Origin of the sequence: Altericroceibacterium endophyticum, assembly GCF_009827595.1 — a bacterium.
Classification (GTDB): domain Bacteria; phylum Pseudomonadota; class Alphaproteobacteria; order Sphingomonadales; family Sphingomonadaceae; genus Altericroceibacterium; species Altericroceibacterium endophyticum.
In genome coordinates, this window is the sequence record NZ_WTYT01000002.1 from 563,030 (window position 1) to 584,897 (window position 21,868).

Sequence of the window (21,868 nt, forward strand, 5' to 3'; positions counted from 1 at the left end):
AATCACAGAAACCGATGAATACGCTGCAGATACTAAGGGGACGAAATGAAGTATCTGGCTGTACTGGCGCTCTTATTCATAAGTTCCACACCGGCAACGGCACAGGAACCGGCGGTTGATGATAGCGATCAGCCATCCTGGGTGGCTGAAAAGAAACTGTATGAGGAGATTTCGTCACTCATGCAGACTCCCAATCCGTCGCTGGACCGACTGGACGCTGCACTTGCCCAATTGCCCGATCCAACCCCCGTTCGCGGCATGGTCCAGACCATGCGCACCAAAGTGCTGGGCGAAGCACGTCAGCAGGACGCGGCGATCGAGGCAGTTGAAGAAGCAATGGTCTTACTGCCAGACAATCCTTTGCCGAAATTGTTCGCCACATCCCTATTCACCTTTTCCGGTTCTCCTCAGCGCGCAGCGGAACTCTGGCTCACAGCAAGCCAGGAAGCGCCGGAGCTGGCAAAACAGTTCGACCAGTACACTTTGAGCGCGCTTCTCGGCCGACTGGATGATCTTGGCGATCACCGGCTTATTGATAAGGTCAATGCCCGGCTGGACGAGATCGGTTACGATGCGGGGCTCGAGTCCGATCGCTCTGCTGCCGCGCTTGGGCGTACCTATGAGGCCCTTCGCGCAGGCAATGAAGACAAAGCCATTCAGCTGATTGCAGAAGTCAGTAATCCAGACGATCTGCTGACGCTCTATGTCGACCGGCGCTATGCCATGCTCTGGCCCGCAATCGCCGACCGGGCCGGCACTGATTTCAGCGGGCTCTCTAGGGAATATCTGACAAAACTGCGCGAGGAATGGCAGGCCTCACAGGATTTCTCGACTGCACAGGCCTATTTATCCGCTCTGAGCCGCAGACACGCCGACCGGGCCGTGGTCGAGCTTTTCCTACCGATTCTCGTTGATTCTACTACCGATGCCGAAGCAGAAGAGCAGTGGAAGTTGGTGCAACTCGTGCCTCCCACTACCACAGCGATGGTGCGCATTGGACAAGCGGAGGACGCGCTAACCACACTTGCGCGGCTTGATGCAGCCTTCCCCGAAAATATGGGCGGAAATGAACTCAATATCGACGCTGCCTACATTATGTTGGCACAACACCGGCTCGATTGGCCCAAAGTCCTCGAATGGAGCGACGGTTTTCTGACGCAGGCGAAAGAGCTCGGATACTCTGTCAATCAATCGGCAACCGCTGAAGTTCAGGCGCTCCGGATCTGCGCCCTGTCGGAAATGGGACGCGAGGAAGAAGCGCAGAAGTCTATTGCCGAATTACTTGGACAGGGCACAAAACTCGCACATCCCGTCCTGAACATGCTTTTATGCCGCGGAGACATGGAGCAGGCCCGCGCTTTTCTCATCGAACGTCTCGCGGACGACAAGACGCGCAGCTTGGCTCTAGGGGTGGTTCAACCCGCTGCCGCCCCAGCTCTCACGCCATTCGAGCGGATGATGGAACCCAGATGGCAGGCCCTGCGCCGCGCCCCGGATGTCCGGGCCGCGGCGGAGAAAGTCGGGCGGATATTGCCCCAACCGGTCTTGCAGACCCTTCCTGAAGGGTTCGATCCCTATCCACCGAGTGAGTGAGTGAGCGCATCAAGACAGAGTGCAACCGAGACAGCCGTTCTCCACACGCTCGAAGCCATCTGCCGCGAACCGGGCTGCCAGCCGGGCGATCTGCTGGGCTATGAGGGTTGATTGCAGCGTTACGGCTAAGGGAAAAGGGCCGAGTAAGCCTCGGCCTTTTTGGTTTGAAACAAAGGACTTTAGTGGCGGCTTTACACCGCGATATCGGCCGGCAGTTCGCGGTTTGCATAATGCTAAAAGCTGCCGCTCGCCCTGGTTTGGCTAACCAGAAGGTTTGCGCTCAGTGGCCAGCTCTCCCAAATGGTGGCGCATCCACTCAGCTTCCTCGCTGGGATTGCGATCGAAATGGCGTTTGAAATCGCGGCTGAAATGCGCCGCGCTGGCATAGCCGACCCGGGTCGCGATTGAAGCGATGGGTCCGGTTCGCATCGCAATCATCCATCGTGCCTCATGCAGGCGTATCGCCTTGATATACTGGATCGGGGTGCTGCCGGTCAGCGCCTTGAACCCGGCGTGATAGGACGGGGCGCTCATCCCCGCTTCGCGCGCGAGATCGGCGATGGTCAGAGGCTCTGCATAGCGGCGGCGGATCAGGTTGAGGCTGTTGACCAGCCGCGTCGTCGCCCCGTCGCCACGAAGTGCCGCCATCAGCGCTCCCCCCTGTTGGCCGACCAACACGCGATAATGCAGCTCGCGAAGCAGGCCGGGGCCTAAAATGGCAAGCTCGTCGGGCTGGGCAAGCGCGCGCAACAGCCGATCAAGCAGCTGTGCGATGGCTGGCTCGGTCGGGCTGGAGACAAGGCTGCGCGCGCGCTCCGCCGGACGAGTCCCTACCCGCCGGTCGAGAGCGCTGACGATTTCCGCCGCAAGCTGCAGGTCGAAATCGAAATAGAGCGCGAGGAGCGGATGCTCTGCGCTCGCCTGCGACGTCATGCGGAACGGAACCGGCACCGACACGGCAAGATAGTGATCGACATCATATCGCAGGACCTGCCCGTCAAGCACGCCCTGTTTCGCCCCCTGCAAAACGAAGACCGCGCCGGGCCGATACAGCACGGGCACATCGTCGAGCATGGCCTCCGATCGCAGGATGCGCAGCCCCGGCAGTGGGGTCGAATTGTAGCCGTGTTGCGGCGCCAGCGGGGAAGCTAGTTTCGCGAGGGGGGGCAGATCAGGGACGGCTGTCATAGAATTGAGCAAGAAACTGCGAGGAATCGCGATTGAGGAGGCAGCCCATCGATAGCAATTAGCAAGCCTGCAGCGCAACTATCTTGGAGCAATGACAATGACAGGTCTTACTTTTTTTATCACGGGGGCCAATTCGGGCTTCGGCTTTGCGATCGCACGCGCAGCCCTGGCCGCCGGGCACCGCGTAATTGGTGCTGTGCGCTCGGACGAGGCGCGCGCCTCTCTGTGTGGGCGTTTGCCAGATGCGCGGGCGGTGCTTTGCGACGTCACCGAATTCGAAGCGATCCCGGCGATTGTCGAACAGGCTGAAAAGGATCACGGTTCAGTCGATGTGCTGATCAACAATGCAGGGTACGGACATGAAGGCGTGTTGGAGGAATCTCCGCTCGAGGAAATGCGTCGCCAGTTCGACGTCAACGTCTTTGGCGCGGTCGCCATGGCGAGAGCCTTCCTGCCGCGGTTTAGAGAGCGTCGCAGCGGGTTCATCGTAAACGTTACCTCGATGGGCGGGCTCATCACGATGCCCGGCATCGCCTATTACTCCGGAAGCAAGTTCGCGCTCCAGGGTATTTCCGAAGTCATGCGCGCTGAAATGGCACCGTTCGGCGTGCATGTCACCGCGCTGTGTCCGGGATCGTTCCGAACCGACTGGGCGGGCAGGTCGATGGTCCGCACCGACCGGGCGATCGCCGATTATGACGCATTGTTCGATCCGATCCGCGAAGCGCGCAGGCAAAAGGACGGCAACCAACTCGGCGATCCCGACAAGCTGGCGCAAGCGGTTTTGACCTTGGTATCGTCGGATGCCCCCCCGCCGCAATTGTTGCTCGGAAGCGATGCGCTAACTCTGGTTCGCAAGCGCTTGTCCGCGATGGAGGCTGAGATTTCCGAGTGGGAATCACTTACCCGTTCGACGGATGGCTGACCCTTCCCGATGGCGGCTCGCGAGTTTCTTGGGGTGTGCGGGTCGCCTTGATGGCTTCCCGCCCGCGCAGGAATGACGATGGGGAGAGGTCGGGGTAACGACCAGCACGGGCGGTGCCGGGAGTGGGACACCGCACTGTCCTGCGCCGGAACGCCCGTATTCTTCGCGCTTTCCTACAGGCTCGCGCCCCTTCCAGAGTGGAAGCACTTTTCGCACACCACGGAGACCCGGTCATGGACAGAAAAAACGGCCAAAAAACGTGCTCCAGAACAGTGTCACTTCCGTTCCACCCGGAAAATCGCGTATTCTGGCCGCTCAGGGGAAATTTTCTTGACTCTGCTGCCCGCTCCGCTAATTGCCGCCACGACCCTCTGCCGGATTTCCGGCGGGGTCATCCGTCCGAGACAGTTGGTGAAGGCAATTGGGCCTTCTTAATTTCCAGCCTAGACGGGAAAGAGTTTTCAAGGCGGGGCCTGGCCCTGACCTGTTGGCGCTATCGGCGCTCCTCCTTCCCTAGTCAGCGGACCGTTGCCGTTCCGGATTTCGTCCGGAGCGGATGATTGTGAGCCGGTCACGCTGGTGGGTTCCACTGCCGTGACCATAGTGAAGGAGTACGGCATGGATCGTTCGCAAAAAACCGAATCCGTCGCCCAGCTCAACGCAATGTTCAACGAGGTTGGCGTGGTGGTCATCACCCGCAATCTCGGCCTGTCGGTGGCTCAGTCCACCGATCTTCGGCAGAAGATGCGTGAAGCTGACGCGAGCTACAAGGTTGCGAAGAACCGTCTTGCCAAGCTTGCCCTTAAGGACACAGAGTACGAAGATCTGAGCGATATGCTCACGGGTCCGACTGCTCTTGCTTCCTCGGTAGACCCGGTTGCGGCTGCCAAGGTTGCGGTGGACTTCGCCAAGACGAACGACAAGCTCGAAATCGTCGGTGGTGCCATGGGCGGCCAGTTGCTCGACGAAGCTGGTATCAAGGCGCTTGCCTCGATGCCTTCGCTCGACGAGCTGCGTGGCACGATTGTCGGCCTTATCAACGCTCCGGCGACGAAGATCGTCCGGACCGTCAACGAGCCGGCAGCCAAGCTTGCCCGCGTCTTCGGTGCCTATGGCGCCAAAGAAGCGGCGTAAGAGGTTTTTCCAAACGCGAATTTACCGGGTTCGGGGTCATGAAGACCCGCCCGGCCAGTCAATTAATTGGAGTGAAGCACAATGGCCGATATCGCCAAGCTTGTTGAAGAACTGTCGCAGCTGACCGTCATGGAAGCTGCTGAACTCGCCAAGGCTCTTGAAGAAGAGTGGGGCGTTTCCGCTGCTGCAGCCGTTGCGGTTGCTGGCCCGGCTGCTGGTGGCGATGCCCCGGCTGCTGAAGAAAAGGACGAATTCGACGTCGTTCTCACCGGCGACGGTGGCAAGAAAATCCAGGTCATCAAGGAAGTCCGCGCCATCACCGGTCTCGGCCTTACCGAAGCGAAGGCTCTGGTCGAAGGCGCTCCGAAGGCCGTCAAGGAAGGCGTCAACAAGGCTGAAGCCGAAGAAATCAAGGGCAAGATCGAAGCAGCCGGCGGTACCGTCGAACTCAAGTAATTGGGTTGGGGCCGGTTTGCCGGCCCCGCTACTTCTCTCTGCTGAGAGATTCGGAAGGGGTGGTACCGCAAGGTGCCACCCTTTTTGTTTGCCGGGCGGCCTTCCCTACATAATGACAGCGTCCGAGAACCGGACTCACGAACGGGTAACAGGCTGACCGACTGGGCCGTGCCGGGGGGCCACAAAGAAAACGCGCGCCAGCTCGTGTTGCCAGCGCGCGATCACATGGGAGACGGAGACTTATTCCGAAAGATATTTGATATAGGTGATGACTTCCTGGCGCTTCGCGTCATCGCGCAGACCAGCATAGCTCATCTTGGTTCCGGGGACCATTTTGCGCGGATTCTGCAGATAGGTATCAAGCGTTTCATCGTCCCAGGTCAGCCCTGAATCAAGCATCGCCTTGCTAAAGGTATAACCTTCGACGTCGCCCGCTTTTTCACCATAAATGCCGTGCAGCGACGGGCCGATCATTTGTTTGCCGGGCTCAACCGAATGGCAGACCGCACATTGGGTGAACGCCTGTGGCGGGCCAGATGCCGGATCGTAAGCCACAGGTTCCGCGCTTGCCTCTGGGGCTGGAGTGGTTTCTGCAGCGGGTGCCGTATCGTTGCTGGCCGGAGCGGCCGCCTGATCATCAGCAGTTGCACCGCCTTGCTCGTCCCCGCCCCCACAGGCGGACAAAGCCAGTGTAAGAGCTGCACCCAAAAGGATTCTACGCATATTCTAAGGCCCTCCATCAATTATCACGGTCGTTACTATCGCGCCTGATCCAGTGCGAAAAGCACAAACCTTCACCCAGCTGATCTGCTGCAAACTGGCAATGTGATCAATTGGGCAAATCGTCCCTATGCCCAGATAACAAACAGGCCTATTCGCCACGCCGCCATGACTGCAACCTTACCCATAACCTCCGGCCATAGCGCCGATAGCTGGCGCGAAGAGCTGGCCGCCACCTTGCGTTTGGCAGGACCGCTGGCGGTCGCCGGCTTGCTGCAGATGGCCATCGGGGCAATGGATGTGATGTTCATTGCGCGGCTCGGCCCCATAGAGCTTGCCGGGGCCAGTCTGGCGGTCGCGTTTCAGGGGACGATGATCTGGAGCCTGTGCGGGCTGACCGGATCGGTCGCAGCCCTGATAGCCGAAGCTATCGGACGCCGCGGCCCTGCCATCCGCGAGGTCCGCCGGGCGACACGCATGGCCATGTGGCAGGCTGTTTTGTTCGGCATGCTGGCGATGCTGGCCTGTTTCGGCGGCCGCTGGTTCATGGATATCACCGGTCAGGAGCCGGAAGTTGCCGCCCATTCGGCGGTTTATCTGAATATTATCGCCTGGGCCTTCATCCCCCAGCTGATCGCCAATGTGCTCCGCAGCTTCGTGTCTGCGCTGGGGCGTCCCTTTTTCGCCACCATGATAGCGCTGGCGGTTTTGCCGGTGAACTTCGTTGGCAATTACATCCTTGTCTTTGGCGCCTTCGGGATACCCGAAATGGGCCTCGCCGGTGCGGCCTGGGCCAGTGTGGTTACAGGCGTGGTGACGATGCTGGCCTTTGTCGTCGCAATTTTCCGCGACCGGCGCCTGAAGCGTTATTATGTCTTCGGCAATATCTGGCGACCCGAATGGGAAGCTTTTCGCGCAATTTTGAAGATCGGCACGCCAGTTGCCGTCACGATCGTGGCCGAGGCTGGATTGTTCAATGCCGCTGCCTTTCTGATGGGCAATATCGGCGCACTGGAACTGGCCGCGCACACATTGGCGCTCAATATTGCAGCCCTCGCCTTTCAGATTCCCTTTGGCATCGGACAGGCTGCGGTGATCCGGGTCGGCTATCATTTCGGGGCGAAGGACCGTGATGCAATGGGCCGCGCGGGCTGGGTCGCTATTCTGTGCGGTCTGGTCTTCGTCATGATAACCGGCGGCGCGATGCTGTTCATGCCGCGGCTCTTGCTGTCGGTCTGGATCGATCCGGAGGCACCTGAAAATCTGGCGATGGTCAGCCTCGCCGTCAGCTATCTGGCGATTGCCGCCGCGTTCCAGCTGTCAGACGCCGTGCAGGCCGTGGCGATGGGCGCGTTGCGCGGTTTGCAGGATACGCGGGTGCCGATGGCCTATGCCCTGCTCGGTTATTGGGGCTGCGGCTTTACCCTTGCCGCCTATCTGGCGTTTTACACGCCGCTGGCCGGGCGCGGTATCTGGATCGGGCTTGCGCTGGGCCTGACGCTGGTCGCCATCGCCTTGCTGCAACGCTGGGTCCGGCGCGAAAAACTGGGTCTCGTCCGGCACTGACACCGCTTCACCGTACGATTCATTGTCTCGTCAAAAAAATTGCCCAGCCAGTGGTTGACGGCGGCGGGCGACAGAACCATATCCGCGTCGCTGGCACTCTCAATCGGAGAGTGCCAAAACACACAACCAATTTTTGGAAGAGGTCATACATATGGCATTCCGTCCGCTCCACGACCGCGTTCTGGTCCGTCGCATCGAAGCCGAAGAAAAAACGGCCGGCGGCATCATCATTCCCGACAGCGCCAAGGAAAAGCCCAGCGAAGGCGAAATCGTCTCTGTCGGCACCGGTTCCAAGGCTGAAGATGGCAAGGTTACCCCGCTCGATGTCAAGGCAGGCGATCGCGTCCTGTTCGGCAAATGGTCGGGCACCGAAGTCAAGGTCGACGGTGAAGATCTGCTCATCATGAAAGAAAGCGACATCCTCGGCGTGATGGCCTGAGCCATCCCCGACGCAACGCTACTTTCAACGAAATCTGAAATTCAGGAGAAACGATAATGGCTGCCAAGGACGTGAAATTCTCGCGCGACGCACGCGAACGCATCCTCAAGGGCGTTGATACGCTCGCCAATGCCGTAAAGGTTACGCTGGGCCCCAAGGGCCGCAACGTCGTGATCGACAAGAGCTTCGGCGCTCCCCGTATTACCAAGGACGGCGTTTCCGTCGCCAAGGAAATCGAACTTAAGGACAAGTTCGAAAATATGGGCGCACAGATGCTGCGCGAAGTGGCTTCCAAGACGAACGACCTCGCCGGCGACGGCACCACCACGGCAACCGTGCTGGCTCAGTCGATCGTTACCGAAGGCATGAAGTCGGTTTCGGCCGGCATGAACCCGATGGATCTGAAGCGCGGCATCGATCTCGCCGTGACCAAGGTTGTCGAAAACCTGAAGGGCCGTTCGAAGGACGTGTCCGGTTCCGCCGAAATCGCCCAGGTCGGTGTTATCTCCGCCAATGGCGACAAGGAAGTCGGCGAAAAGATCGCCGAAGCCATGGACAAGGTTGGCAAAGAAGGCGTCATCACAGTTGAAGAGGCCAAGGGTCTCGAATTTGAACTCGATGTCGTTGAAGGCATGCAGTTCGACCGTGGTTACCTGTCGCCTTACTTCGTGACGAACCCGGAAAAGATGACCGTCGAACTCGAAGATCCCTATATCCTGATCTTCGAAAAGAAACTGTCCAACCTTCAGTCCATGCTGCCGATTCTTGAATCCGTCGTGCAGTCGGGCCGTCCGCTGCTGATCATTGCAGAAGACATCGAAGGCGAAGCACTGGCAACCCTGGTGGTCAACAAGCTGCGCGGCGGCCTGAAGATCGCTGCTGTGAAGGCTCCGGGCTTCGGTGATCGTCGCAAGGCGATGCTGCAGGACATCTCGATCCTTACCAAGGGCGAAATGGTTTCCGAAGATCTCGGCATCAAGCTCGAAAACGTGTCGCTCAACATGCTCGGCCAGGCCAAGCGCGTCACGATCGACAAGGACAACACCACCATCGTTGATGGCGCTGGTGAACAGAGCGAAATCTCGGCTCGCGTCGAACAGATCCGCGCTCAGATTGAAAGCACCACGTCGGATTACGACAAGGAAAAGCTGCAGGAACGTCTGGCCAAGCTCGCCGGCGGTGTGGCTGTGATCAAGGTTGGCGGCGCCACCGAAGTCGAAGTGAAGGAACGCAAGGATCGCGTCGACGACGCTCTTCACGCAACCCGCGCTGCGGTCGAAGAAGGCATCGTCCCCGGTGGCGGCACGGCACTGCTTTACGCATCTGCTGCGCTTGAAGGCCTGACCGGCGAAAATGAAGACCAGACCCGCGGCATCGACATCGTTCGTCGTGCACTGCAGGCTCCTGTTCGTCAGATCGCTCAGAATGCTGGCCATGACGGCGCCGTCGTCGCTGGCAAGCTGATCGACGCCAAGGACGAAAGCCTGGGCTTCAACGCTGCAACCGATGTTTACGAAAACCTCGTGGCTGCTGGTGTGATCGATCCGACCAAGGTTGTCCGTGCTGCTCTGCAGGACGCATCTTCCGTGGCCGGTCTGCTGATCACCACCGAAGCTGCGATTGCAGAAATTCCGGAAGACAAGTCGGCCCCGGCCATGCCCGATATGGGCGGCATGGGCGGCATGGGCGGCGGCATGGGCTTCTAAGCCCACACCCGTATCCATACCGGATCAAGAAAAGGCCCGGAGGAACATTCCTCCGGGCCTTTTTCTATGCCTGCTGCCAGGGCAGCCTTCGAAACGAAACCGGCTTGCCTACATGTTCTGGACCTTTTCAAAGTCTCCCTTCAAATGGCGTGCGGCCAGACAGTAGAACGCCCCGGCAATCAGATAGAGCCCGGCAGTGATGGCCATGGCCCGGGCGATGGACGTACCCCCATCAAAACCTCTGGCGATGAATTGATCGCTGATCGCGCCAATCACCACCGGACCGATTCCCTGCCCCAGCAGTCCGTAAAGTGCGCTGAGCAAAGCAGAGCCGGTGGCCCGCATCCGCGGATGCAGCAAATTATGCAGGGTTCCATAGGTCACGCCCAGATAGGCATATTGGAACAAGGCCGCGACGCACATCACGCTGAGCAGGACGGCCACATTTTCGCTCGAGATCGCCACAATATAAAGCGGTGCCGATAGCAGCAGACAAATTCCCGGAACCAGCGCATAGGCCGAGGGATGCGTTTTGCCGAAATGGTCGGCCAGGCGCCCCCCGAAAAACACCGAAATCGCGCCAGGAAAGCTGGCTAGCAGGCCCGAATAGACACCCGCCTCCAGCAGCGAAAAACCAAATTTGCGCAGCAGCAACACCGCCACAAAAGCGTTGAGGCCAAAGCCCACGAGTGATGCCAGCGTCGATCCGATGAGCATGTTGCGCGCGCTCCCAAGGCCGAGGAAGCGCTTTGCAACCGCGCTGATGGGCGGGACATGGTCGTCACCGCCTTCCCGGTCAAACTGGCCGCGCAATGGTTCAGAAACGAAGAGATAGGCAAAAGCGGCCAGCAATATCCCCGGTATCGCGGCCGCGATGAAAGCGCTGCGCCAGCCATAATATTGCGCAATCCATGCCCCGCCAGCCGAGCCGATAAAGGCCCCGATGGGCGGGGCCAGCAACAATACGGACATGGCGGTTGCACGGCGCTCGGGCGGGAAATAATCCGACACCACCGATTGCGTGGCGGGCAGCCCGACGGCTTCGCCTACACCCACGCCGATCCGCGCAAAGAGCAATTGCACCCAGCTGCTGACAAAGCCGCAGGCCGCCGTTGCCAGCGACCATAAAACGGTGCCCAATGCGATCAGCGACATCCGCCGCCGGCGCTCCGCCACGCGCGCGACGAAGATACCCAGCCCGACATTAAGCACGGCAAAGGCAAGGCCCGTCAGCAGGCCGAGCTGCGTATCGCTGAGCCCAAATTCCAATTTGATCGGCTCGGCCAGAACATTCAGCACGATCCGGTCGATAAAACCGACCGCGCTGATCCCCGTCAGCACGATCAGAGCCAGCCAGGGCGAACCCCGCCGCGTGGACAATCCCATTTCCATCTCCCGCTCAGGCGCCCCCTCCTGAGCGGGGCGCTACCGTGTCAGGAGGTGTAACTTGCCGTGGTTTTTTCCGCCACCTCTTCCGCGCTTACGCCCGGTGCCAGTTCAATCAGTTTGAACGGGCTGGCATGATCAGACCGCTGAAACACGGCCAGATTGGTGATGACCATATCGACCACATTCGTACCGGTGAGCGGCAAAGAACATTCGGGAATGAATTTGGGGCTGCCATCTTTGGCCGTGTGATCCATCACCACGATGATCTTCTTCACACCAGCGACGAGATCCATCGCGCCGCCCATGCCCTTGATCATTTTGCCCGGGATCATCCAGTTGGCGATGTCGCCTTTTTCAGACACTTCCATCGCGCCCAGCACGGTGAGATCGATATGACCGCCCCGGATCATGGCGAAGCTGGCAGCACTGTCGAAATAGGCGGAATGGGGCAGCTCGCTGATCGTCTGCTTGCCCGCATTGATAAGATCGGCATCTTCCTCCCCCGCATAGGGGAAGGGCCCGATCCCCAGCATGCCGTTTTCCGATTGCAGCGTGACATCCACACCTTCGGGGATGAAATTGGCCACCAGCGTGGGAATGCCGATGCCCAGATTCACATAAAATCCGTCTTCCAGTTCCTGGGCCGCCCGAGCGGCCATCTGATCGCGTGTCCAGGCCATGATTATGCTGCTTCCCTCTCGCGCGTTGTTACAAATTCGATTTTTTTGTCATAGGGCGCGCCCACGATCATGCGTTGGACATAGACGCCGGGCAAATGAATATGATCCGGGTCGAGCGTGCCTGCAGGGACCACTTCCTCTACTTCCACGACGCAGATCTTGCCGCAGCTTGCCGCAGGCAGATTGAAGTTGCGCGCAGTTTTGCGAAACACGAGATTGCCGGTTTCATCCGCTTTCCAGGCCTTCACGATCGACAGATCGGCCACGATCGCACGCTCCATGATGTAATCCTGGCCATCGAAGGTTTTCACTTCCTTGCCTTCGGCGACCATCGTGCCAACGCCTGTTTTTGTATAGAAGGCCGGTATGCCCGCGCCCCCGGCGCGCATCCGTTCGGCAAGCGTGCCTTGCGGACAGAATTCGACCTCCAGCTCACCAGACAGAAACTGTCGCTCAAATTCCTTATTCTCGCCGACATAGGAAGAGATCATCTTGGCGACCTGTTTGCTACGCAGCAATTTGCCGATCCCCTCATTGTCGATCCCGGCATTGTTGCTGGCAAAGGTCAAACCACTCACGCCGCTTTGCTGGATCGCATCGATCAGCCTTTCAGGAACGCCGCATAGCCCGAAACCGCCCGAAGCGATGAGCATGTTATCGGTCAGAATTCCGTCGAGGGCTGCGGCGGCATCGGGGTAAAGTTTCTGCATGCGAATCTCCTGATCACGGCGGCATACCGAATAAATCGAACACGGGTTCCGCCTCTCATACCATCCGCTTTGCTCGCTGCAAAAGCGAGATAGTCCGGATTTCGAATTTGCTCCGTCGATTCCACGCCAAGTCGTTGTGCAGTGCACAATAAATTTTACGCAATCGAAGTGGCTGGGCCGAATTGCAAATTTGGAACCACTACATAAACGTTGGATTAACGAGCTTTTGCGGGATATGAAAGTGTGTGTTGCGCTAAACTCAACAAAGGATGCGTTTTTCGCACTTGCGAGATAGGACCGAAACGAGCATATCGAACTCGCCTTTCAGGCATCCTCTCCCAAAACTTCCAAGACCTGGCCGGTTCGGCCGGGTCTTTTTTTGGCCTTTTTACGGCAGCCAAACTGTGCGCCGTTTTGCCCTTTTCGGCACGATTATCTCCCCCACCTGTTTGAATAGAGAGCTTGGCATACCTAGCTTGGCTCTCAAGAAGCGAAACTGGCAAGAAACGAAACTGGTCGGACAGGGAGCTTGGACGACATGGCTGATGCAGATGCGGCGGCAATCGATACAAATACGGTAAGACTACAGGTCGCTGCGGCGCGGCAGGAAGAAAGTGGGCAGGGCATTGCCCGCATACCAAAGAAAGTGTTCCAGACACTGGGCATCACGGAAGGTGATGTCGTCGAGATTGAAGGCAAGCGCGTCACCGCCGCCATTGCCATTCCTTCCTATAAGGAAGACGAATCCCTCGATGTGATCCGGCTGGACGGGCTTCAGCGCGGCAATGCGGACACCGGCTCCGGCGAGCATGTAAAAGTCCGCAAGGGCGAATCGCGCGCCGCGACACGGGTGGTCTTTGCCCCCGCGCAGCGCGACATGCGTTTGCAGGGCCCGGCACAGGCCTTGCAACGCGTCTTCTTCAAGAAGCCGCTGGTGGCTGGTGACTTCGTCGCGACCCATGGCCAGCAGCCCGTACAGGACGTGCCGCCAGAAGTGCGGCGGATGTTCAACACGCCCGCTTACGCCCTGACGCAGATCCGCCTGCAGGTGGTCTCCACCGCTCCCAAGGGCATAGTCCATATTGACGAGAATACCGAAGTCGAACTGCGCCCCGAATTTGAAGAGCCGCGCGATGGCCGGGGGACGGTCAATTACGATGATGTCGGCGGCATGGAAGACACCATCACTGCCCTGCGTGAGATGGTGGAACTGCCGCTGCGCTATCCCGAATTGTTCACCCGTCTGGGGGTTGATCCGCCAAAGGGTGTGTTGCTGCACGGGCCGCCGGGTACGGGCAAGACCCGCCTCGCGCAGGCCGTGGCCAATGAAAGCGATGCCGAGTTTTTCACCATCAACGGCCCCGAAATTATGGGCTCCGCTTATGGAGAAAGTGAAAAACGGCTGCGCGAAGTGTTCGAAGAAGCGGCGCGTTCAGCCCCCTCGATCGTCTTTATTGACGAGATCGATTCCATCGCGCCCAAGCGCCAGAATGTCAGCGGTGAAGCTGAAAAGCGGCTGGTTGCACAGCTTTTGACCCTGATGGACGGGCTCGAGGCGCGCTCCAATCTGGTGGTGATCGCCGCAACCAACCGGCCTGATGCCATTGATGAAGCTCTGCGACGTCCGGGCCGGTTCGACCGTGAAATCATCATCGGCGTTCCTGATGAAAAAGGACGGCGTGAAATTCTCGCCATCCACACGCGCGGCATGCCACTTGGCGAAGGGGTTGATCTGAAAGAGCTCGCCCGTTCGACCCATGGTTTTGTCGGGGCCGATCTCGCGGCATTGACCCGTGAGGCCGCGATTGAAGCGGTGCGCCGCATCATGCCGAAGCTCGATTTCGACGAACGCACAGTGCCGCCCGAAGTGCTCGAAACGCTGCAGGTGGAACGCAACGACTTCAAGGCCGCGCTTAAACGCGTCCAGCCATCAGCCATGCGCGAAGTCATGGTGCAGGCGCCAACCATTGGCTGGTCTGATCTTGGCGGTGTGGAAGATGCAGAAAACCGTCTGCGCGAAGGCGTAGAACTGCCGTTGCGCAATCCGCAGGCCTTTGAACGGCTCGGCATCCGTCCTGCCAAGGGCTTCCTGCTTTATGGCCCGCCCGGAACTGGCAAGACCCTGCTTGCCAAAGCGGTCGCCAAGGAAGCTGAAGCCAACTTCATCTCTATGAAAAGTTCGGACCTTCTGTCCAAATGGTATGGCGAAAGCGAGCAACAGATCAGCCGCATGTTTGCCCGCGCCCGGCAGGTTGCGCCCTGCGTAATCTTTATCGACGAGATCGATAGCCTGGTCCCGGCACGCGGCACTGGCGGGAATGAACCACAAGTCACGGCGCGGGTGGTCAACACCATTCTGGCCGAGATGGACGGGATGGAAGAGCTCAACTCGATTGTCGTGATCGGAGCCACCAATCGTCCCAATCTGGTCGATCCCGCTCTGTTACGGCCTGGTCGGTTTGATGAGCTGATCTATGTCGGCGCCCCCAGTGTGGAAGGCCGGGTTCATATTCTGAAAATCCATACGCGCAATATGCCACTTGCGGCAGATGTCGATCTGACTGCACTGGCGGCCAATCTGCACCGATATACAGGCGCCGATCTGGAAGATGTGGTGCGCCGTGCCGGTCTGGTGGCCATTCGCCGTTCCGGTGAATCGGCAACCGAAGTGACCGCACAGGACTTCCGCGAAGCTGTCGAAGACAGCCGTCCGACCGTGACGGAGCGGATGGAAGCAGAATATGCGAAGATGAAGGGCGAATTGAAGAAACGTGCCCTGGAAGTGAACCCGATCGGCTTCATTCATGAAGGCATGGTTGAACCAACGCGCGAGAACAAACATTCGTGATTGTTACAGCGTAATCGGCTGACGCGTTTGCGCAGACGATTAAGATGTGGGGCCGGAAGGGATCAGTCCTTTCCGGCCCCTTTCCTATCTGCGCCCTGAAAAGTCGGCGCTTGCATCTGGGCCAGCGCTTCTCCGGAAACCGGGCCGATACCATCCAGCGCCACCGGCGCTGTGGTGACGATCCGATGGCGGACAAGCGCATCGGGCATCGTTTCCGCGATCCACTGGATCAGTGCCTCGCGAATATCACAGCGCAAATCATAGAGTGTCGGCGAATCCTTCGCTGTCATGAGTAAACGCACTTCAATCGCATCGCGCGTGAGATCAGTGATCTGCATGTGCTTGACCCGTCCGTCCCACCGTTCATTGCTTTCGATGATCTCCATGAACTTCGCGCGGATAGGATCAAGCTTGGTCGTGGGATCGACATAGAGATAGACGGTGCCGAGCAATTCCGAAGTGGTTTTGGTCCAGTTCTGGAAAATCTCGTCGAGGAATTTGGATGTCGGCACAACCAGACGGCGTTCATCCCACACTTTCACCACGACATAGGTGGTGCGGATTTCCTCCACCCAGCCCCATTCGCCGCCAATAATCACGGCATCCCCGACAATAACCGGCTCGGTTACGGCCATCTGAAAGCCCGCAATCAACGATTTCAGCGCTGGCTGAGCGGCCGCGCCCACCGCCAGCGCGCCCAAACCGGCCGACGCCATCAGGGTCACGCCGATATCGCGCACCCCCGGAATGGCGAGCAACATCAGCGCCACGGTGACAAAAACGATGATGAAAGTGGCGATCCGGTTGAAAATGGCCAGTCTGGTACGACGGCGGCGTGCGGCGCGATTATCAGATACGGAAATATCACTGCGCAGGATCATCGCCTCTACCAGCGCATGCAGAATCGCAACGGCCATCCAGCCAATCAGCAGCGGCATGATCAGACCGCTGACATCATCCCACATGTTTTCCAGCGCCGGCAGGCTTCGTCCGGCAATCACCAGAAACAGGGCCACCAAAGCCCATCTGCTCGGCCGGGCGAGTCGGCGCACCACGATATTATCGGATTCGCTGTCACTCGCTTTCGCAAAGCGGCGGAGAAATCGGAACAACAGCCAATGAACGGCCAGCGCTGCAACCAGCGCGACTATCGTAGCCAGCACTATGCGAAGCGCAGTCGGCGCCCAGTCCGAAAAATCCAGCAGATAGAGATCCAGTTGCTCCAGCATAATTTCACGCCCCCTGCGGAAACGATGCTGCAAGTGCGAAAAGGTTCCCCGTCAGGTCAATGGGCGGCGTCCCAGCTCGCCCCATGGCCAATTTCAATCGCCAGCGGGACATCCAGCGTCACTGCGGGAAGAGCCGCTTCGCCCATCACCTTTTCGATCACTGCAGAAGCCGCGGCGACATCATCTTCCGGCAATTCGAAAACCAGTTCGTCATGCACCTGCAGCAGCATCCGGACATGGCCCAGCCCAGCATTTTCCAATGCCGGCAACATGCGGACCATCGCCCGCTTTATGATATCCGCACAGGTGCCCTGAATCGGCGCATTGATGGCCGCTCTTTCGCTGCCCTGCCGCTCCGTCTGGTTTTTCGATTCAATGCGGGGAAACCACGTCTTGCGGCCAAACAACGTCTCCGAATATCCGCGCTCCCGCACTGTTTCGAGCGTGCTGGCGATATAGCGCTGGATTCCAGGAAAACGTTCGAAATAGCGATCAATCATTGCCTGGGCTTCATCGGCGTCCACCCCAAGGCGGCCCGCCAGCCCCCAACGGGAAATCCCGTAGAGAATGGCGAAATTGATCGTCTTTGCCCGTGATCTCGTATCACGGTCGACCATGCCGAACAGTTCCTCTGCCGTGCGCGCGTGAATATCCTCCCCTTTGGCAAAGGCTTCACGCAGCTGCGGGACATCGGCCATGGACGCGGCCAGCCGCAATTCGATCTGGCTGTAATCGGCGGCGAGCAGCACCTGCCCCTTCTCTGGCACGAAGGCCTGACGAATTTGTCGGCCAATTTCCGTGCGAATCGGAATGTTCTGCAAATTCGGGTCGGTTGACGACAAGCGCCCGGTTTGCGCGCCGACCAGAGAATAGCTGGTATGTACGCGCCCCGTTTTCGGATTGATCGCAGCCTGCAATGCGTCGGTATAGGTGCTTTTCAGTTTGGACAGCTGCCGCCATTCCAGCACCTTATTGGCAATCGGCGCATCCTGTTCGGCAAGCCTTTCCAATATCGCCTGATCGGTCGAATATTGGCCACTCTTTCCCTTACGCCCGCCCTTATAGCCCATTTTTTCAAACAGGATCGTGCCCAATTGCTTGGGACTGCCAATGGTGAATTCCTCACCGGCAATTTCGTGAATCGTCTTTTCCAAACCGGCCATGGTTTCGGAAAATTCGCCGGAAAGCCGCGCCAGCTGATCCCGGTCGACCTTGATTCCTTCACGCTCCATATGGGCGACCACCGGGATCAGCGGGCGGTCGACCCTTTCGTAAATCCGCGTGCCGCCTTCGCTGGCGAGGCGCGGACGCAGGTGACGCCATAGCCGCCAGGTAACATCGGCATCCTCCGCCGCATATTCTGTCGCCTTGTCGAGCTGGACTTCGCCAAAGGGAATCGCTTTTTTTCCAGTTCCGCAGACATCCTTGAACTTCATAGTCGTGTGGCCGAGATGCCGTTCGGACAATTCATCCATGCCGTGGCCCCCGCCGATCCCGTCCAGCGAACGCCCGGCATCGAGATCAAAACTGAGAATCATCGTGTCATCGACCGGCGCCACCGCGATATCGTGGCGGGCCAGCACATTGATATCATATTTGATATTCTGGCCGATTTTCAGCACCGCCTCACTCTCAAGCAAAGGCTTCAGCAGTTCCAATGCAGTTTTAAGAGCAACTTGCTGGGGGCGTTCGGCGAACATGTCGCTCCCCCCATGGGCGAGTGGTATATAGCAGGCCTGATTTGGACCAATGGCCAGACTGATCCCCGCGAGCTCTGCGGCCATCGCATCGAGCGCGCTCGTTTCAGTATCCACCGCCAACACCCGCGCTGCCTGTGCCAGCTCGACCCATTCGGCCAGGCGTTTTTCATCCTGCACGCATTCATAGGTGGAACGATCAATTGCCGGCATGTCGGGCAAAGGCTGACTGTTGCCCTCTGGCGAATCTTCTGCGCCTTCATTCTGGGGCTTGGCCGGGTTGAGATCGGTCTTGCGTGACGGACTGCCCGTTCCTGCTTCGAGCCGCTTCAGCAGGCTGGAAAAACCATGCAAGCTGAGGAAATCAGCCAGTGGTTCGGACGGAATTGCTTCGAGCCGGAATTCACTGAGCGCATTGGGCAGCGGCGCATCCTCTTTCAACGTCACCAGAATACGGCTGAGTTCAGCCATTTCGCGGCCCTCGAGCAAACGCTCCTTGAGCTTTGACTTCTTCATCTCCGGCGCGGCATCAAGCGCCCCCGTCAGACTGCCATGCTCCTGGATGAGTTTGGTCGCCGTCTTGGGACCGACACCGTAAATTCCGGGAATATTATCAACCGAATCGCCCATCAGCGCCAGCACATCGCCAACCTTTTCAGGCGGTACGCCGAACTTCTCCTCGACTTCGGCCGGTCCGATTCGCAGATTTTTCATTGTATCGAGCATGTCGATACAGCCACCACCGGGAAATTCGGGGTCTTCCGCATTCAAATCGCACGTTCCGACCAGTTGCATCAGATCCTTATCCGACGAAACAATCGTCACATCCCAACCGCGCCGGGCGGCCTCACGGGCATAAGAGGCAATGATATCATCAGCTTCCAGCCCCGCTTCTTCGATACAGGGGAGCGAAAACGCACGTGTTGCATCGCGAATCAGCGGGAATTGCGGCACCAGATCCTCCGGTGGCGGCGGCCGATTGGCTTTGTAATCCTCATAAATATCATTGCGAAAGGAATGCGACGCCTTGTCGAGAATGACGGCCATATGGGTTGGCCCTTCGGCCGTGTTCAGCTCCTCCGCCAGTTTCCACAGCATCGTGGTATAGCCATAAACAGCTCCTACCGGGGTCCCTTCCGGGTTGGTGAGCGGCGGAAGACGATGATAAGCCCGGAAAATATAGGCTGAGCCGTCGACGAGGTAGAGATGCTGCTTATCCGACATGCCGTATGCGCTAGCAGGGTCTGCAGCCAAGGTCAGCCGCAATTCCCGCCATTTTCCGGACGTATTTCGTTAATATAGCCTCCCTCACAGTGACGGTTGCGAGGGATTATCGGGAAAAGCATTTTGCTTCTTGCCGCCATTTGTCTTGCATGGGGTTTGCAACGCGAGTATTTGTGCGCGCCGAAGCTGGTTCACGAGGGCTGGCTTTGCGTACGGCATATCTTTGCCGTGCACAGTCCACTCGCTGTTAAGGATTGAATTACATGCGCAAGATCGTTCTCGCTGCCGCCATTGCTGGCGCTGCTCTCTCCCTCGCCGCTTGCTCGGAAGGCACCGAAGACGCCACGTCCGAAGCTGCTGACTCGGCTATGGCTGATGCTGAACAGAACCTCGAAGATGCTACTGACGCTGCTGAAGCTGCTGGCGACGAAGCTGTTGAAGCTGCTGACGAAGCTGCTCAGGCAACTGACGAAGCTGCTGCTGAAGTCGAAGCTGACGCTCAGGACGAAACCACTGCCGAAGCGCAGGCTGACTGATTTCAGTCTTCTACGGTTTTACGAAAAAGGCGCGATCCAAACCGGATCGCGCCTTTTTTAATGTCTACTGCCGCAGCGCTGAAGGACATGGCTTACGCTTGACGTAAGTGATGCCGCTGCTGTGTCTCAGGCCTAAGCGGTGCTTAATATTTGGCATTCACCCAATAGCTGGCCGGTTTAGATGTGTAGCCATCATATACAGCGCGTGCGATTGAGGCGATCCGGCGTTCGCGATTAAGCCGCGAGCCCTGTCCTGTCACATAGATGGCCACTGCGATCGTCCGGCCATCCGGTGTGGTCAGCAGACCAATATCGCTGGATGTGTTGTGCAGCGATCCGGTCTTGTGCGCCACTGTCACGCTGGAAGGCATATCGGCGACAATCCGGCGCTTCCCCGTACGACACTCTTCCATCGTGTTGATCAGCAGATTGCGGCTTTCGCTGCTGAGCCAGCGTCCCTGATAGAGACCGGTCAGCAATTGCACCATGGCACGCGGCGTCGCGCTATCGCGATGATCAATATGCGCAGCAGGGTCGAATTCGCCATCATCGCGCACCAAGGTAGCGATATCGCGCGTAAGCTCGAATTCACCGATACCGGCACGCTTAGCCCATGCGTTCACTGCATCAGGACCGCCAACCACTGCGAGCAGGGCATCGGTCGCGCTGTTGGAACTGCGCGTGAGCATCAAATTGAGCAGCTGACTGGCAGGCAGATAACTTCCCTTATGCACCGGCGCGGTAGCCGATGAGAAAGGCTGGGACCTCTGCGGCACCATCAGCGGATATTCGCTGGTCAAACTCCACCGGCCTTGATCGACCCCTTCCAGAAACGTCGCTGCAATGGCGATTTTGCTGGTGCTGGCCATCGGGAAACGTTGATCACCCAGGATCGCTATTTCCTTGCCAGAGGACAGATCAAGCGCGGCAACGCCGATGCGCCCTTTATCGCCCGCGGCAAGATTAGCCACAGTCCGTTCAAAATCAGTTTTGAAATCGGGCGTATAATCCTGCGGAGTGCGTACCTCCGTGCCCAGAGCATGATCGAATGAGGTCAGAAAGGCCCGCTCTTCAGCATGGGCAGGGCCGGTAGCGACAAATGCCAGTGTGAGGCTGGCTACGATCCGTTTTATTATACTGTGCTTCATAATATCCGAATTTAGAGCCGATCAGGTTAGCAAGATGTTAACCTGCCACTTATTGGCGCTCACAAAAGCGGCCGCGCGGCAGGCCGAAACCACCACGCGACCAGCTGAATTATGGGATAGTACTTGGAAGCAGCGATCAGGCTGATGCGATTGATTTTTCAATCGTCGCGGTTGGTTCCGTTGCCAGTTCCTTGGCGATCTCTCCGCAGATTCGGCTCTCCAGTTCCTTATGATAATGCCGCCGCATTTCGCCGAGCGTCTTGGGGTCTGCAATAATCATGATCTGATCGATCTTGCCAGTCTTGGCCTGATTGTTGAGCCACTCCGTCGCTGCTGCACCGTGGGCCAGTTCATTCAGATCCGTGCGCCCATGACGCTGGCTGATCTTATCCTGATGATCCACGCCCGCGCTGAAATTTGTCGGGTCCAGCTCGGGCTCCGCCACTTTTTCCAGCTTGGGTTCGAAAATCTGGCCGACATTGCGCATGAGCAGGAAGCGTTCTCCGTCGACCAATGCGACAAGGGCCTGATGTGGGCATTTCATAAGTTGGCGTCTCCTCTCAATTGAAACAGTATTCATTCAATGGATGAGGCTGCGGGAAGTGCCTGAAATTTCCGCGCTACGCGCTATTCCCGGTTCAGCTGCCTTTCTCTTCAGACCATCTGACGTAAATATCAGG

19 protein-coding genes are annotated in these 21,868 nt (G+C 58.3%); 10 read left to right on the plus strand and 9 right to left on the minus strand.

All coding sequences use genetic code 11. From position 1 onward, the window contains the following. The first annotated feature begins 45 nt into the window (after positions 1-45). Both GRI91_RS06640 and GRI91_RS16320 read left to right on the plus strand, forming a co-directional pair. On the plus strand, positions 46-1,593 hold the full coding sequence (locus tag GRI91_RS06640) for a hypothetical protein (protein ID WP_160735821.1): 1,548 nt from the start codon (positions 46-48) through the stop codon (positions 1,591-1,593). Then, on the plus strand, positions 1,594-1,704 hold the full coding sequence (locus GRI91_RS16320; protein WP_160735822.1) for a helix-turn-helix domain-containing protein: 111 nt from the start codon (positions 1,594-1,596) through the stop codon (positions 1,702-1,704). A gap of 150 nt (positions 1,705-1,854) precedes the next feature. Here the strand turns inward: GRI91_RS16320 and GRI91_RS06650 are convergent, their stop codons facing one another. Further along, a complete protein-coding gene (locus GRI91_RS06650) occupies positions 1,855-2,781 on the minus strand; it encodes an AraC family transcriptional regulator (RefSeq protein WP_160735823.1) in 927 nt (308 codons plus the stop codon). Positions 2,782-2,878: 97 nt separating this feature from the next. Between GRI91_RS06650 and GRI91_RS06655 the strand changes: the two genes are divergently transcribed. The 3 genes from GRI91_RS06655 to rplL all read left to right on the plus strand — a co-directional run bounded on the left by GRI91_RS06655 (position 2,879) and on the right by rplL (position 5,296). Beyond that, the gene (locus GRI91_RS06655; protein WP_160735824.1) at positions 2,879-3,706 is read left to right on the plus strand and encodes an oxidoreductase; all 828 of its coding nucleotides are present in this window, start codon (positions 2,879-2,881) and stop codon (positions 3,704-3,706) included. Positions 3,707-4,324: 618 nt separating this feature from the next. Then, the gene (rplJ, locus tag GRI91_RS06660) at positions 4,325-4,840 is read left to right on the plus strand and encodes a 50S ribosomal protein L10 (protein WP_160735825.1); all 516 of its coding nucleotides are present in this window, start codon (positions 4,325-4,327) and stop codon (positions 4,838-4,840) included. Between the two features lie 81 nt (positions 4,841-4,921). Further along, positions 4,922-5,296: a 50S ribosomal protein L7/L12 gene (gene rplL, locus GRI91_RS06665; protein ID WP_160735826.1), complete on the plus strand. Its 375-nt coding sequence runs from the start codon at positions 4,922-4,924 to the stop codon at positions 5,294-5,296. A 240-nt stretch (positions 5,297-5,536) separates the two neighbouring features. Here rplL and GRI91_RS06670 read toward each other — a convergent pair whose 3' ends face one another. After that, positions 5,537-6,019, minus strand: coding sequence for a c-type cytochrome (locus tag GRI91_RS06670; RefSeq protein ID WP_160735827.1), 483 nt, complete (start codon positions 6,017-6,019; stop codon positions 5,537-5,539). A gap of 165 nt (positions 6,020-6,184) precedes the next feature. On the opposite strand from GRI91_RS06670, the gene GRI91_RS06675 reads away from it, so the two are divergent. The 3 genes from GRI91_RS06675 (at position 6,185) to groL (ending at position 9,727) form a co-directional block, all read left to right on the plus strand. Next, positions 6,185-7,582, plus strand: a complete 1,398-nt coding sequence (locus GRI91_RS06675) for an MATE family efflux transporter (RefSeq protein ID WP_160735828.1) — start codon at positions 6,185-6,187, stop codon at positions 7,580-7,582. A 151-nt stretch (positions 7,583-7,733) separates the two neighbouring features. Next, positions 7,734-8,021 (plus strand): co-chaperone GroES, encoded by a 288-nt coding sequence (gene groES / locus GRI91_RS06680; RefSeq protein WP_160735829.1) that lies wholly within the window; start codon positions 7,734-7,736, stop codon positions 8,019-8,021. A gap of 56 nt (positions 8,022-8,077) precedes the next feature. Further along, entirely contained in the window at positions 8,078-9,727 is a 1,650-nt protein-coding gene (groL, locus tag GRI91_RS06685; protein ID WP_160735830.1) for a chaperonin GroEL, read from the plus strand. A gap of 108 nt (positions 9,728-9,835) precedes the next feature. Here groL and GRI91_RS06690 read toward each other — a convergent pair whose 3' ends face one another. Genes GRI91_RS06690 through GRI91_RS06700 form a run of 3 tightly spaced genes read right to left on the minus strand, consistent with a single transcriptional unit; the run spans position 9,836 to position 12,506 of the window. Further along, complete coding sequence (locus tag GRI91_RS06690; RefSeq protein ID WP_160735831.1) at positions 9,836-11,113, minus strand: spinster family MFS transporter; 1,278 nt, start codon at positions 11,111-11,113, stop codon at positions 9,836-9,838. Positions 11,114-11,160: 47 nt separating this feature from the next. Further along, positions 11,161-11,796 carry a CoA transferase subunit B gene (locus tag GRI91_RS06695; RefSeq protein ID WP_160735832.1) on the minus strand — a complete coding sequence of 212 codons (636 nt, stop codon included), beginning with the start codon at positions 11,794-11,796 and terminating at the stop codon, positions 11,161-11,163. A 2-nt stretch (positions 11,797-11,798) separates the two neighbouring features. Further along, positions 11,799-12,506 (minus strand): CoA transferase subunit A, encoded by a 708-nt coding sequence (locus GRI91_RS06700; RefSeq protein ID WP_160735833.1) that lies wholly within the window; start codon positions 12,504-12,506, stop codon positions 11,799-11,801. 538 nt (positions 12,507-13,044) lie between these two features. On the opposite strand from GRI91_RS06700, the gene GRI91_RS06705 reads away from it, so the two are divergent. Beyond that, positions 13,045-15,354 (plus strand): CDC48 family AAA ATPase, encoded by a 2,310-nt coding sequence (locus GRI91_RS06705; protein ID WP_160735834.1) that lies wholly within the window; start codon positions 13,045-13,047, stop codon positions 15,352-15,354. A gap of 62 nt (positions 15,355-15,416) precedes the next feature. Here the strand turns inward: GRI91_RS06705 and GRI91_RS06710 are convergent, their stop codons facing one another. Both GRI91_RS06710 and polA read right to left on the minus strand, forming a co-directional pair. Next, on the minus strand, positions 15,417-16,583 hold the full coding sequence (locus GRI91_RS06710; RefSeq protein WP_160735835.1) for a mechanosensitive ion channel family protein: 1,167 nt from the start codon (positions 16,581-16,583) through the stop codon (positions 15,417-15,419). 56 nt (positions 16,584-16,639) lie between these two features. After that, the gene (polA, locus tag GRI91_RS06715; RefSeq protein ID WP_160735836.1) at positions 16,640-19,504 is read right to left on the minus strand and encodes a DNA polymerase I; all 2,865 of its coding nucleotides are present in this window, start codon (positions 19,502-19,504) and stop codon (positions 16,640-16,642) included. Positions 19,505-19,767: 263 nt separating this feature from the next. Here polA and GRI91_RS06720 point away from each other — a divergent pair, with 263 nt between their 5' ends. Continuing rightward, complete coding sequence (locus tag GRI91_RS06720; RefSeq protein WP_160735837.1) at positions 19,768-20,040, plus strand: hypothetical protein; 273 nt, start codon at positions 19,768-19,770, stop codon at positions 20,038-20,040. 143 nt (positions 20,041-20,183) lie between these two features. On the opposite strand, the gene GRI91_RS06725 is transcribed toward GRI91_RS06720, so the two are convergent. Together GRI91_RS06725 and GRI91_RS06730 are read right to left on the minus strand one after the other, a co-directional pair. After that, on the minus strand, positions 20,184-21,188 hold the full coding sequence (locus GRI91_RS06725) for a serine hydrolase (RefSeq protein ID WP_160735838.1): 1,005 nt from the start codon (positions 21,186-21,188) through the stop codon (positions 20,184-20,186). Between the two features lie 136 nt (positions 21,189-21,324). Further along, positions 21,325-21,732, minus strand: a complete 408-nt coding sequence (locus GRI91_RS06730) for a baeRF12 domain-containing protein (RefSeq protein ID WP_160735839.1) — start codon at positions 21,730-21,732, stop codon at positions 21,325-21,327. Between the last annotated feature and the right edge of the window lie 136 nt (positions 21,733-21,868).

Coding starts and splice junctions, on each gene's coding strand:
- GRI91_RS06640 (WP_160735821.1), top strand. CDS start 46: ATGAAGTATCTGGCTGTACTGGCGCTCTTATTCATAAGTTCCACACCG.
- GRI91_RS06650 (WP_160735823.1), bottom strand. CDS start 2,781: ATGACAGCCGTCCCTGATCTGCCCCCCCTCGCGAAACTAGCTTCCCCG.
- GRI91_RS06655 (WP_160735824.1), top strand. CDS start 2,879: ATGACAGGTCTTACTTTTTTTATCACGGGGGCCAATTCGGGCTTCGGC.
- rplJ (WP_160735825.1), top strand. CDS start 4,325: ATGGATCGTTCGCAAAAAACCGAATCCGTCGCCCAGCTCAACGCAATG.
- rplL (WP_160735826.1), top strand. CDS start 4,922: ATGGCCGATATCGCCAAGCTTGTTGAAGAACTGTCGCAGCTGACCGTC.
- GRI91_RS06670 (WP_160735827.1), bottom strand. CDS start 6,019: ATGCGTAGAATCCTTTTGGGTGCAGCTCTTACACTGGCTTTGTCCGCC.
- GRI91_RS06675 (WP_160735828.1), top strand. CDS start 6,185: ATGACTGCAACCTTACCCATAACCTCCGGCCATAGCGCCGATAGCTGG.
- groES (WP_160735829.1), top strand. CDS start 7,734: ATGGCATTCCGTCCGCTCCACGACCGCGTTCTGGTCCGTCGCATCGAA.
- groL (WP_160735830.1), top strand. CDS start 8,078: ATGGCTGCCAAGGACGTGAAATTCTCGCGCGACGCACGCGAACGCATC.
- GRI91_RS06690 (WP_160735831.1), bottom strand. CDS start 11,113: ATGGGATTGTCCACGCGGCGGGGTTCGCCCTGGCTGGCTCTGATCGTG.
- GRI91_RS06695 (WP_160735832.1), bottom strand. CDS start 11,796: ATGGCCTGGACACGCGATCAGATGGCCGCTCGGGCGGCCCAGGAACTG.
- GRI91_RS06700 (WP_160735833.1), bottom strand. CDS start 12,506: ATGCAGAAACTTTACCCCGATGCCGCCGCAGCCCTCGACGGAATTCTG.
- GRI91_RS06705 (WP_160735834.1), top strand. CDS start 13,045: ATGGCTGATGCAGATGCGGCGGCAATCGATACAAATACGGTAAGACTA.
- GRI91_RS06710 (WP_160735835.1), bottom strand. CDS start 16,583: ATGCTGGAGCAACTGGATCTCTATCTGCTGGATTTTTCGGACTGGGCG.
- polA (WP_160735836.1), bottom strand. CDS start 19,504: ATGTCGGATAAGCAGCATCTCTACCTCGTCGACGGCTCAGCCTATATT.
- GRI91_RS06720 (WP_160735837.1), top strand. CDS start 19,768: ATGCGCAAGATCGTTCTCGCTGCCGCCATTGCTGGCGCTGCTCTCTCC.
- GRI91_RS06725 (WP_160735838.1), bottom strand. CDS start 21,188: ATGAAGCACAGTATAATAAAACGGATCGTAGCCAGCCTCACACTGGCA.
- GRI91_RS06730 (WP_160735839.1), bottom strand. CDS start 21,732: ATGAAATGCCCACATCAGGCCCTTGTCGCATTGGTCGACGGAGAACGC.